The organism is Streptomyces sp. 1114.5, assembly GCF_003635085.1.
Classification (GTDB): Bacteria; Actinomycetota; Actinomycetes; order Streptomycetales; family Streptomycetaceae; genus Kitasatospora.
This window is the reverse complement of record NZ_RBXE01000001.1, coordinates 1,263,755-1,275,823: the sequence shown is the minus strand read 5'-3', so window position 1 is coordinate 1,275,823 and position 12,069 is coordinate 1,263,755. Positions and strand designations below refer to the sequence as shown.

General features: G+C 71.5%; 9 protein-coding genes and 3 tRNA genes. 11 read left to right on the top strand and 1 reads right to left on the bottom strand.

The window, feature by feature from the left end; all coding sequences use genetic code 11:
• Positions 1-83: 83 nt before the first annotated feature.
• The 11 genes from gnd to BX285_RS05435 all read left to right on the top strand — a co-directional run bounded on the left by gnd (position 84) and on the right by BX285_RS05435 (position 11,253).
• Positions 84-959 (top strand): phosphogluconate dehydrogenase (NAD(+)-dependent, decarboxylating), encoded by an 876-nt coding sequence (gnd, locus tag BX285_RS05485; protein WP_097236928.1) that lies wholly within the window; start codon positions 84-86, stop codon positions 957-959.
• Positions 960-998: 39 nt separating this feature from the next.
• The gene (gene recF / locus BX285_RS05480; RefSeq protein ID WP_097236927.1) at positions 999-2,132 is read left to right on the top strand and encodes a DNA replication/repair protein RecF; all 1,134 of its coding nucleotides are present in this window, start codon (positions 999-1,001) and stop codon (positions 2,130-2,132) included.
• Positions 2,133-2,250: 118 nt separating this feature from the next.
• Complete coding sequence (locus BX285_RS05475; RefSeq protein WP_097236926.1) at positions 2,251-2,790, top strand: DUF721 domain-containing protein; 540 nt, start codon at positions 2,251-2,253, stop codon at positions 2,788-2,790.
• A 257-nt stretch (positions 2,791-3,047) separates the two neighbouring features.
• The gene (gyrB, locus tag BX285_RS05470; RefSeq protein WP_097236925.1) at positions 3,048-5,063 is read left to right on the top strand and encodes a DNA topoisomerase (ATP-hydrolyzing) subunit B; all 2,016 of its coding nucleotides are present in this window, start codon (positions 3,048-3,050) and stop codon (positions 5,061-5,063) included.
• Between the two features lie 131 nt (positions 5,064-5,194).
• Positions 5,195-7,732: a DNA gyrase subunit A gene (gene gyrA, locus BX285_RS05465; RefSeq protein ID WP_121177273.1), complete on the top strand. Its 2,538-nt coding sequence runs from the start codon at positions 5,195-5,197 to the stop codon at positions 7,730-7,732.
• Between the two features lie 150 nt (positions 7,733-7,882).
• A complete protein-coding gene (locus BX285_RS05460) occupies positions 7,883-8,620 on the top strand; it encodes a DUF3566 domain-containing protein (protein ID WP_259470440.1) in 738 nt (245 codons plus the stop codon).
• A gap of 257 nt (positions 8,621-8,877) precedes the next feature.
• On the top strand, positions 8,878-10,272 hold the full coding sequence (locus BX285_RS05455; protein ID WP_121174595.1) for a cyclopropane-fatty-acyl-phospholipid synthase family protein: 1,395 nt from the start codon (positions 8,878-8,880) through the stop codon (positions 10,270-10,272).
• A gap of 16 nt (positions 10,273-10,288) precedes the next feature.
• Positions 10,289-10,365, top strand: a tRNA-Ile gene (locus BX285_RS05450).
• Positions 10,366-10,450: 85 nt separating this feature from the next.
• A tRNA-Ile gene (locus BX285_RS05445) sits at positions 10,451-10,524 on the top strand.
• 339 nt (positions 10,525-10,863) lie between these two features.
• Positions 10,864-10,992, top strand: a complete 129-nt coding sequence (locus tag BX285_RS37840; protein ID WP_014137031.1) for a DLW-39 family protein — start codon at positions 10,864-10,866, stop codon at positions 10,990-10,992.
• A gap of 188 nt (positions 10,993-11,180) precedes the next feature.
• Positions 11,181-11,253, top strand: a tRNA-Ala gene (locus BX285_RS05435).
• Positions 11,254-11,343: 90 nt separating this feature from the next.
• Here BX285_RS05435 and BX285_RS05430 read toward each other — a convergent pair.
• Positions 11,344-12,066 (bottom strand): DUF5324 family protein, encoded by a 723-nt coding sequence (locus BX285_RS05430; protein WP_121174594.1) that lies wholly within the window; start codon positions 12,064-12,066, stop codon positions 11,344-11,346.
• Positions 12,067-12,069: the final 3 nt, after the last annotated feature.

Sequence of the window (12,069 nt, the reverse complement as noted above, 5' to 3'; positions counted from 1 at the left end):
CCCGCCCCGCTTCACCGCGTAGGCTCGGGGAGTGCGGCAACGGCGCCGCCGGCAGGCACGTCACCACAGGTAAGGACTTGGTCATGGAGCTCGGCCTCATCGGTCTCGGCAAGATGGGCGGCAACATGCGCGAGCGGATCCGCCGCGCCGGCCACACCGTCATCGGCTACGACCGCAACCCGGACATCTCCGACGTCGAGAGCCTGCAGGAACTCGTCACCAAGCTGCAGGGCCCGCGCGTGGTCTGGGTGATGGTCCCGGCCGGCGCCGCCACCCAGGCGACCGTCGACGAGCTCGCCGAGCTGCTCTCCCCCGGCGACGTGGTCGTCGACGGCGGCAACTCCCGCTGGACCGACGACATCAAGCACGCCGAGGCGCTGGCCGCCAAGGGCATCGGCTTCGTGGACTGCGGCGTCTCCGGCGGCGTCTGGGGCCTGGAGAACGGCTACGCCCTGATGTACGGCGGCGACGCCGAGCACGTCGCCCGCGTCCAGCCGGTCTTCGACGCGCTCAAGCCCGAGGGCGAGTTCGGCTCGGTGCACGCGGGCGCCGTGGGCGCCGGCCACTTCGCCAAGATGGTCCACAACGGCATCGAGTACGCGATGATGCAGGCCTTCGCCGAGGGCTGGGAGCTGCTGGAGGCCGCCCCCGAGGTCACCGACGTGCGCGAGGTCTTCCGCAGCTGGCAGGAGGGCACGGTCATCCGCTCCTGGCTGCTGGACCTGGCCGTCCGCGCCCTGGACGAGGACGAGCACCTGGCCAAGCTGCGCGGCTGGGCCGCCGACTCCGGCGAGGGCCGCTGGACCGTCGAGGCCGCGATCGACCACGCCGTGCCGCTGCCGGCGATCACCGCCTCGCTGTTCGCCCGCTTCGCCTCCCGGCAGGACGACTCGCCGCAGATGAAGATGATCGCCGCGCTGCGCAACCAGTTCGGCGGCCACGCGGTCGAGTCCAAGTAACCGCAGGTTCTCCACAGAAGGCGGGCGCAGTCCACAGCCATGCATGTCGCGCATCTGTCGCTCGCCGACTTCCGGTCGTACGCCCGGGCCGAGGTTCCCCTCGACCCGGGCGTGACGGCCTTCGTCGGGCCCAACGGCCAGGGCAAGACCAACCTGGTCGAGGCGATCGGCTACGTCGCCACCCTGGGCAGCCACCGGGTCGCCACCGACGCCCCGCTGATCCGGCTGGGCGCCGAGCGGGCGGTGATCCGCACCTCGGTGGTGGACCGCGGCCGCTCCACCCTGGTCGAGCTGGAGCTCACCCCGGGCAAGGCCAACCGGGCCCGGATCAACCGCTCCGACAACGTCCGCCCGCGCGACGTCCTGGGCCTGCTGCGCACCGTGCTGTTCGCCCCCGAGGACCTCAGCCTGGTCAAGGGCGACCCGGGCGAGCGGCGGCGCTTCCTGGACGAGCTGCTGACCGCCCGCGCACCCCGGCTGGCCGGCGTGCGGCAGGACTACGAGCGGGTGCTCAAGCAGCGCAACGCCCTGCTGAAGACCGCCGCGATGGCCCGCCGGGCCGGCGGCGGCAAGGGCGCCGACCTGTCCACCCTGGAGGTCTGGGACGGCCATCTGGCCCGGGCCGGCGCCGAGTTGACGGCCTTCCGGATCCAGCTGGTGGCCGCCCTGCAGCCGCTGGTGACGGCCGCGTACGGGCAGCTGGCCCCCGGTGGCGGGGAGACCGCGCTGGAGTACCGCAGCTCCTTCGAGGGCGAGCTGCCGACCAGCCGTGAGCAGGCCGAGGAGCAGCTGCTGACCGCGCTGCAGTCGGTCCGCAAGCAGGAGGTCGACCGCGGGATCACACTGGTCGGCCCGCACCGCGACGAGCTGGTGCTCAAGCTCGGCCCGCTGCCCGCCAAGGGCTACGCCAGCCACGGCGAGTCCTGGTCGTTCGCGCTCGCGCTGCGGCTGGCCTCGTACGAGCTGCTGCGCGCCGACGGCGGCGAGCCGGTGCTGATCCTGGACGACGTGTTCGCCGAGCTGGACGCCGCCCGCCGGGACCGGCTGGCCGAGCTGGTGGCCGACGGTGAGCAGGTACTGGTGACCGCGGCGGTCGCCGAGGACGTGCCGAAGGCGCTGGCCGGCGCCCGGTTCGCGGTCTGCGACGGCGACGTCAGCCGGATCGACGGCTGAACCGCACCCCCGTACCCCCACCGTTCCGCCGCCGGGCGCACCCGGCGGCCCGTCGTGCGTGCGCTCCCGTACGCTGGATCGCTCAGCGTTGTCCACAGGCTGGGGAAAGGAGATCGCCGTGAGCGAGCCGGCGGAGACCTCTCCCCGGTCCGGCGCCCCCGAGCCGACCGGCGCCGACCTCGCCCGCTCCGCACTGCGCGCGGCCCGCGCCCAGGCGAAGCAGCGCGGCGAACAGGTCCAGCAGAAGCGCGAGGCGAAGCGGCACGGCCTGCGCAGCGGCGCCCGCTCGGACGGCCGCGACCCGGTCCCGCTGGGCACCGCGCTGAACCGGCTGCTGACCGAGCGCGGCTGGGAGTCCTCGGCCGCAGTCGGCGGGGTGATGGGCCGCTGGCCGCAGATCGTCGGCCCGGACATCGCCGCGCACTGCCACCCCTCTTCCTACGACGAGGCCGCCGCGGTGCTCACCGTGCAGTGCGACTCCACCGCGTGGGCCACGCAACTCCGCTGGCTGGCACGCCAGTTGGTGGCCCGTCTGAACCACGAGCTGGGCCACGGGACGGTCAAGACCATCAAGGTGCTGGGCCCGGCCGCGCCCGCCCGCGGCTACGGCCGGCTGCGTGCGCCGGGGAGCAAGGGGCCGGGCGACACCTGGGGGTGACGGCCGCCGGCCCGGCGCGGATCGGATGGCGATCTTCCGGAACCCCTGGCAGCCCTCCCAGGCGCTCCCGGGGCCCCGGGCGAGTATCGGGACATGTGCAGAGGGGATTCAGGGCGGCATATCTGCCTTCAAGGGCTGCCAAACGCCCATCTCTGTCAGTCGTACCGGTAGACTGAAAGCCAAACACTGTTGCTAGTGGCAACCGAGTCGTAACGCCGTGGTCGCACGCTCGCCCGTACGGGGCGGGAATGCGGCCCGTGCTGTGCCAGAGAGGGCGCTTCGTGGCCGATTCCGGCAACCCCAGCCAGACCCCAGACCAGTCCGACCAGGCTTCCTACACCGGTAGCAACATCCAGGTGCTGGAAGGCCTCGACGCCGTCCGCAAGCGCCCCGGCATGTACATCGGTTCCACGGGCGAGCGCGGCCTGCACCACCTGGTGCAGGAGGTCGTGGACAACTCCGTCGACGAGGCGATGGCCGGGTACGCCGACACCATCGACGTGACGATCATGACCGACGGCGCGATCCGCGTCGTCGACAACGGCCGCGGCATCCCGGTGGACATCGTCCCCGGCCAGGACAAGCCGGCCGTCGAGGTCGTGCTCACCGTCCTGCACGCCGGCGGCAAGTTCGGCGGCGGCGGCTACGCCGTCTCCGGCGGTCTGCACGGCGTCGGCGTCTCCGTGGTGAACGCGCTGTCCACCAGACTGTCCGTGGAGATCCACAAGGACGGCCACATCTGGACCCAGGACTACAAGCTGGGTGCCCCGACCGCCCCCCTGGTCAAGGGCGAGCCGACCGAGCGCACCGGCACCACCGTCACCTTCTGGGCCGACCCGGACATCTTCGAGACGACCGTCTACTCCTTCGAGACGCTCTCCCGGCGCTTCCAGGAGATGGCCTTCCTCAACAAGGGCCTGTCGATCTCGCTGACCGACGAGCGCCCCGAGCACGTGGACGAGGAGGGCAAGCCGCTCACCGTCACGTACAAGTACGACGGCGGCATCGCCGACTTCGTCGCCCACCTCAACTCCCGCAAGGGCGAGGTGATCCACCCCTCGGTCATCGACTTCGAGGCGGAGGACAAGGACAAGTCGATCTCGGTGGAGATCGCGATGCAGTGGAACTCCTCCTACACCGAGGGGGTCTACAGCTTCGCCAACACCATCCACACCCACGGCGGCGGTACCCACGAGGAGGGTTTCCGCGCCGCGCTGACCGGCCTGGTCAACCGCTACGCGCGGGACAAGAAGCTGCTCCGCGAGAAGGACGACAACCTCTCCGGCGAGGACATCCGCGAGGGTCTGACCGCGATCATCTCGGTCAAGCTCGGCGAGCCGCAGTTCGAGGGCCAGACCAAGGACAAGCTCGGCAACACCGAGGCCAAGACCTTCGTCCAGAAGGTCGTCCACGAGCACCTCAACGACTGGCTGGACCGCAACCCCAACGAAGCCTCGGACATCATCCGCAAGTCCATCCAGGCCGCCACCGCGCGCGTCGCCGCCCGCAAGGCCCGCGACCTGACCCGCCGCAAGGGCCTGCTGGAGTCCGCCTCGCTGCCGGGCAAGCTCTCCGACTGCCAGTCCAAGGACCCGTCCGAGTGCGAGATCTTCATCGTCGAGGGTGACTCCGCCGGCGGCTCGGCCAAGCAGGGCCGCGACCCGCGCACCCAGGCCATCCTGCCGATCCGCGGCAAGATCCTGAACGTCGAGAAGGCCCGGATCGACAAGGTGCTGCAGAACACCGAGGTCCAGGCGTTGATCTCGGCCTTCGGCTGCGGCATCCAGGAGGACTACGACGAGTCCAAGCTGCGGTACCACAAGATCGTCCTGATGGCCGACGCCGACGTCGACGGTCAGCACATCCGCACCCTGCTGCTCACCCTGCTGTTCCGCTTCATGCGGCCGCTGGTCGAGTCCGGGTACGTCTACCTCGCCATGCCGCCGCTGTACAAGATCAAGTGGGGCAAGGACGACTTCGAGTACGCCTACTCCGACCGCGAGCGCGACGCGCTGATCGCGGCCGGCGTCGAGGCCGGCCGCCGGCTGCCCAAGGACGACGCGATCCAGCGGTTCAAGGGTCTCGGCGAGATGAACGCCGAGGAGCTCCGGGTCACCACCATGGACGCCGAGCACCGCCTGCTGCTCCAGGTCACCCTGGAGGACGCCGCCCGCGCCGACGAGCTGTTCTCCGTGCTGATGGGCGAGGACGTCGAGGCCCGCCGCTCCTTCATCCAGCGCAACGCCAAGGACGTCCGCTTCCTGGACGTGTGACGCCTGCAGCCCAGGCCCCGCACGTACCAGTCCGCGTGAAAGGAAACTGACCACCAGTGGTCGACGACAACCGTCCCGACGGCGAACAGCCCGAGACTCCCGAGGCCGCCGAGGCCACCGCCCAGGTGACCATGCGGATCGAGCCCGTCGAGCTCGAGACCGAAATGCAGCGCTCGTACCTCGACTACGCGATGAGCGTGATCGTCAGCCGCGCGCTGCCCGAGGTCCGCGACGGCCTCAAGCCGGTGCACCGCCGCGTGCTCTACGCGATGTACGACGGCGGGTACCGGCCCGAGAAGGGCTACTACAAGTGCGCCCGCGTCGTCGGCGACGTCATGGGCAACTACCACCCGCACGGTGACACCTCGATCTACGACACCGTGGTCCGCCTGGCCCAGCCGTGGTCGATGCGGATGCCGCTGGTGGACGGCAACGGCAACTTCGGCTCCCCGGGCAACGACCCGGCCGCGGCCATGCGCTACACCGAGTGCAAGATGATGCCGCTGGCCATGGAGATGATGCGCGACATCGACGAGGAGACCGTCGACTTCGCCGCCAACTACGACGGCCGCTCCCAGGAGCCCACCGTCCTGCCCGCGCGCATCCCCAACCTGCTGGTCAACGGTGCCACCGGCATCGCGGTCGGCATGGCCACCAACATCCCGCCGCACAACCTGCGCGAGGTCGCCTCCGGGGCGCTCTGGTACCTGGAGAACCCGGAGGCCTCCGCCGAGGAGCTGCTTGAGGCCCTGATCGAGCGGATCAAGGGCCCGGACTTCCCCACCGGCGCGCTGATCGTCGGCCGCCGCGGGATCGACGACTACTACCGCACCGGCCGCGGCTCGGTCACCATGCGGGCCGTGGTCGAGGTCGAGGAGATCCAGGGCCGTCAGTGCCTGGTGATCACCGAGCTGCCGTACCAGGTCAACCCGGACAACCTCGCGCTGAAGATCGCCGACCTGGTCAAGGACGGCAAGATCGCCGGCATCGCCGACGTCCGGGACGAGTCCTCGTCCCGCACCGGCCAGCGCCTGGTGGTCGTGCTCAAGCGCGACGCCGTCGCCAAGGTCGTGCTCAACAACCTGTACAAGCACACCGAGCTGCAGACCAACTTCGGCGCCAACATGCTGGCCCTGGTCGACGGCGTGCCGCGCACGCTGTCGCTCGACGCCTTCATCCGGCACTGGGTCAACCACCAGGTCGAGGTCATCGTCCGGCGCACCCGCTTCCGGCTGCGCAAGGCCGAGGAGCGCGCCCACATCCTGCGCGCGCTGCTCAAGGCCCTGGACCTGATCGACGAGGTCATCGCGCTGATCCGGGCCTCGGCCAGCGCCGACGCCGCCCGCACCGGCCTGATGGGCCTGCTCGACATCGACGAGCTCCAGGCCAACGCGATCCTGGAGATGCAGCTGCGCCGGCTGGCCGCCCTGGAGCGCCAGCGGATCACCGACGAGCACGACGAGCTGCAGCGCAAGATCGACGAGTACAACGCGATCCTGGCCTCGCCGACCCGCCAGCGGGAGATCATCTCCGAGGAGCTCGCCGCGATCGTCGAGAAGTACGGCGACGAGCGGCGCTCCACCCTCATCCCCTCCGACGGCGACCTCTCCATCGAGGACCTCATCGCCGAGGAGGACATCGTCGTCACGATCACCCGCGGCGGCTACGTCAAGCGGACCCGCTCCGACCTCTACCGCTCGCAGAAGCGCGGCGGCAAGGGCGTCCGCGGTGCCCAGCTGAAGCAGGACGACATCGTCGACCACTTCTTCGTGACGACCACCCACAACTGGATCCTGTTCTTCACCAACAAGGGCCGGGTCTACCGTGCCAAGGGCTACGAGCTGCCGGACGCCGGCCGCGACGCCCGCGGCCAGCACGTGGCCAACCTGCTGGCCTTCCAGCCGGAGGAGCACATCACCCAGGTGATGGCCGTCCGCACTTACGAGGACAAGCCGTACCTGGTCCTCGCCACCCGGGCCGGCCTGGTGAAGAAGTCCGCCCTCAAGGACTACGACTCCCCGCGCTCCGGCGGCCTGATCGCGATCAACCTGCGCCAGGACGAGGCGGGCCGGGACGACGAGCTGATCGGCGCCGAGCTGGTCTCCGCCGAGGACGACCTGCTGCTGGTCTCGAAGAAGGCCCAGTCGATCCGCTTCACCGCGACCGACGACGCCCTGCGGCCCACCGGCCGCGCCACCTCCGGCGTCAAGGGCATGGCCTTCCGCGAGGACGACGAGCTGCTGTCGATGAACGTCGTCCGCCCGGGGACGTACGTCTTCACCGCCACGGACGGCGGCTACGCCAAGCGCACGGGTGTGGACGAGTACCGTGTCCAGGGACGCGGCGGCTACGGCACCAAGGCGGCGAAGATCGTCGAGGGCCGCGGCTCGCTCGTCGGCGCGCTCGTGGTCGACGAAACCGACGAAATCATGGCAATCACCCTCTCGGGTGGGGTGATCCGCACCAGGGTTTCCGAGGTTCGTGAAACCGGACGTGACACGATGGGCGTCCAACTGATCAACCTCGGAAAGCGCGACGCGGTCGTGGGCATGGCCCGCAACGCGGAGGCCGAGGACGACGAGACGGCGGAGGACGAGGTCGCGGGCACCGAGTCCACCGAGACGGCCGAAGGAACGGAGACGGTGGTCGGCGGAGACGCCGGGGCCTGATCCGAACCGCAGACGGTCTCCGCCGCGTCCACAGAGTGGGCGCGGCGGAGCCGGACGCCGACCAGTTCCGGGCAATCCCGCCGGGCGCTGGATGACGAGTGACGAAGCAGGGCGGCGCCGCCGTCCTGGTGGGAAGTGCGGGAGGACCAGGTGAGTGGAGCCACGGGTGCTGCGGGAGGCACCTCCGGCGGCCGTCCGGGCGCGCAGGGCGGGGGTTCCTACGGCGTGCCGCAGCCGCCGACCGAGCACTCGGCCGCGTCCACCTCGCTGATGCCGTCGGTCGGCGGCGCGGGCCAGAGCGGCGCGACCTACGGCGGCCAGACGCCCCCGCCGCCGGGCGCCCCGGCGTCCGGCTCGGGCGGCTTCTCGCAGCCGACCACGTACGCGAAGGGGCAGCCGACCCCGGCCCGGGGCACCCGGACCTCCGGCAACACCCCGCCGGGCGGCACCCCGGTGCCCGGGGCGGCGCGCCGCCCCGCCGCGCCCGCGGCCGCACCCGCGGGCCCCGGCCTCGGCCGGACCCGCAAGGCCCGGCTGCGGGTGACCAAGATCGACCCGTGGTCCGTGATGAAGGTCAGCTTCCTGTTGTCGCTGGCCGTCGGCATCATCCTCATCGTGGCCTCCGCGGTGCTGTGGATGACGCTGGACTCCCTCGGCGTCTTCGACTCGCTGACCAAGACCCTCAAGGACGTCACCGGCTCGGACAGCGCCGGCGGCGTCAACCTGATGGACTACATCGGCTTCGGCAAGGTCATGACCTTCAGCACGCTGATCTCCGTGGTCGACGTCGTGCTGCTGACCGCGCTGTCCACCCTGTCCGCGTTCATCTACAACGCGGCGGCCGGCTTCACCGGCGGGGTCGAGCTGACCCTGGCCGAGGAGGACTGATCCCGGCCGGATCCTGACCTTCCCTCAGTTCGCCCTCCGCGGGCGGAATGCACGGGCCCCGCAGGCTGTTGCAGCCGGTGGGGCCCGTCGGCATTTCGGGTGACAGCCGGCACCCCGCGGCGTGCCGTCCGGAAGCGGGCCGGCCGCCGTGGGATTTGCTGGGTGCCGCCCGTTCCGCGCCTGGGAGTGCCACAGGCCGCCCCCGGTCCGCGACCGGGTCAGGTGAGTTCGGCAGGACGACTGGACGGAGGCGCGCGGTGGCGAAGCTCGCAGGTCAACTGGTCGAGGCCCTGGACGGGCTGCTGGGGATCCCGGTACCGCTGCGGGTGCAGGCCTGGGACGGCAGCATCGCGGGGCCGCCGGGCGCGCCCACCGTGGTCCTGCGCAACCGCCGGGCACTGCGCCGCCTGCTCTGGCAGCCGGGCGAGCTCGGCCTGGCCCGGGCCTACGTCGCGGGGGACCTGGAGATCGCCCCCGGGACCGACCTCTACGAGGTGCTCTCGGTGGTCGGCCGGTTCGCCGAGCTCCCGGAGATCCGCACGCTGCACCTCGGGCCGCGCGACGTCCTCGGCGCACCGGGCCGCCGGGCCGTCGCGGCCGCCCTGCGGGCCGGGGCGATCGGCCCCGAGCCGACCCCGCCCCGGGAAGAGGTCCGCCCGGCCAAGGGGCGACTGCACAGCCGCGGCCGGGACCGCGCGGCGATCAGCCACCACTACGACGTCGGGAACGACTTCTACGGCCTCGTGCTCGGCTCCTCGATGGTCTACTCCTGCGCCTACTGGACGCCGGAGGCGAAGAGCCTGGAGGCCGCCCAGGAGGCCAAGCTCGACCTGATCTGCCGCAAGCTCGGCCTGCAGCCCGGAATGCGGCTGCTGGACGTCGGCTGCGGCTGGGGGTCGCTGCTGCTGCACGCGGCCGAGCACTACGGCGTCACCGCCGTCGGCGTCTCCATCTCCACGGAGCAGGTCGCGCTGGCCCGCGCCCGCCTGGAGGAGGCCGGCCTGGCCGACCGGGTCGAGGTCCGGCTCCAGGACTACCGGGAGATCACCGACGGGCCGTTCGACGCGATCTCCAGCGTCGGGATGGCCGAACACGTCGGCTCCGAGCAGTACCGGGTCTACGCCGAGGGCCTGTACCGGCTGCTGGCGCCCGGCGGCCGGCTGCTCAACCACCAGATCGCCCGCCGCCCCGACCACCCCGGAGAGCCGCACCGCACCAGCCCCTTCATCGACCGCTACGTCTTCCCCGACGGCGAGCTCTCCCCGGTCGGTTCCACCGTGGCGCGGTTGGAGGAGGCCGGCTTCGAGGTCCGTGACGTCGAGTCGCTGCGGGAGCACTACGGGCTGACCCTGCGCGAGTGGGTGGCCAACCTGGAGGCGCACTGGACGGAGGCGGTCCGGCTGGTCGGCCGCGGCCGGGCCAGGGTCTGGCGGCTGTACATGGCCGCCTCCGCGCTGGCCTTCGAGCAGAACCGGATCGGGGTCAACCAGGTCCTCGCCGTGCGCAGCACCGAGCAGGGCGCGGCGGGCCTCCCGCCGACCCGGGCGGAGTGGCTGCTGCGCCCCGCCACCGGCACGCCGCGGCCGGTCACCGGGGCCGTTGCCGCCGCCCCGGCCGACGCGGATTTGGGAGATCGGCCGTCGGTCCGCTAATCTTTCAGTGCGGCAAGGGCCTATAGCTCAGACGGTTAGAGCGCTTCCCTGATAAGGAAGAGGCCACAGGTTCAAGTCCTGTTAGGCCCACCACCGCGAAGGCCCCGGATTGATCCACTCCGGGGCCTTCGACGTTTTCGCGGATCGGCAGGATTCCGGTACGCTCTCTGTTCGGCGAGGGCCTATAGCTCAGACGGTTAGAGCGCTTCCCTGATAAGGAAGAGGCCACAGGTTCAAGTCCTGTTAGGCCCACCTCCCCGAAGGCCCCGGAGTGATCCACTCCGGGGCCTTCGACGTTTCCCGGTGCCGGACGGGTCCGGAGGAGGGGCCCGGCGGGGGTTTCCCGGGGCCGGTCGTGTGCGGGCGGACCATCCGGCAGGAGGTGCGGCGTCAATCCTCGGCCCGGACCGCCGGGTTGGCCGCACCGGTGGCTGGTCACGATTGGGATACCGGTGTGTATCATCGGCCGCAAGGGCAGTCTGGCACCCGGCCGCCCGTTCGCGCTCGAAACACAACTGGACTCGTCGGCCCGGTCAGTCCGGCCGGATCCGGCTCTTGAGTCCACCAACGCAAGAAGGACGAGGTCCCGCGGTGAAGAAGCTTCTCCTGGTCGCCCTGGTCGCCCTCGGCGGCTTCTTTGTCTACCGTCAGGTCCAGGCGGACCGCGCCGAGCAGGACCTGTGGACCGAGGCCACCGACCCGGTTCCGGCCGGCCGCTGAGCCTCCGGGCGATCTGACGATCGACGATCTTCGGAGGCGCCGACCCGCGCCTCCTGGGCCGGCCGGCCCGGTCGACCGACCGGACCGGCCGGTTCCCTCCGGGGAATGGCACTGTCCCGGGGGGAGGCGCTGGGAAAGGCGCCGGAACCCGGTACGCTAGTGCCCGTTGGCACGCGCGGTGCCGTCGAGGGGCATTAGCTCAGTTGGTAGAGCGCTGCCTTTGCAAGGCAGATGTCAGGAGTTCGAGTCTCCTATGCTCCACAGTTCGCAGCAGTCGACGATCGGCCGCTGACCAGGGTTCTGGTCGGCGGCCGATCGGCGTTTCCGGGCCCTTCCGGTGCCTCCGTACGGTCAGTCCGCGCTGCGGCCCTCGCCGTCGCCGGGCTTGCCGGGCTCGGCGCCCGGGGACTCCGCGGCGTCCTCGGCGGAGCCGTTCACCGGGGCGGTGGCGGCGGTGGCCCCGGACGGACGCGGCTCCTGCGCGGCCGGCGGCTCGACCAGCCATTCCGGGTTGCTGTGCCGGCGCCACCACTGCCAGGCCACGATGCCGCTGCCGACGGCCAGCAGGCCGGCCACGGCGAGGCCGGTGGCCCAGCCGTTGCACCGCTGCTTCCGGGCGTTGCGGGCGGCGAGCTCGCTGATCTCGGCCGAACTGACGTTGCCCTGCAGTGCGGTCAGCGCGGCGGCGCCCCGGGACTGGGCCTCGTGGGCGACCGGACCGACGACGGCGCGGGCGTCCCCGACGGCCTGGGCGACCCTGGGGCCGACCGTGCTGCGGGCCTGGTCGGCGGCCCGGGTCGCGGAGAGCCGGGCCGCCAGCGCGGCCTCCTGGGCCCGGTGGAGGACCTTCAGGGTGTTCTGCTGGGCCTCGGGGGGCAGGCTGGCGAACGCGTGGCCGAACTGCGGGGCGAGATGCCTGTCGTACTGGACGCGGAGGTTGTGGGCGGCCTGGGTGGCCTTCGGCCCGACGGCGTCCCAGGCGGGCCCGAGGCGCTGCAAGGCGCCGTCCGCGAACTGCGCGGCGGTGTCCCGGGTCCTGGTGGCCGTCTCACGGGCTGAGTCCGAAAAGCTCACGAG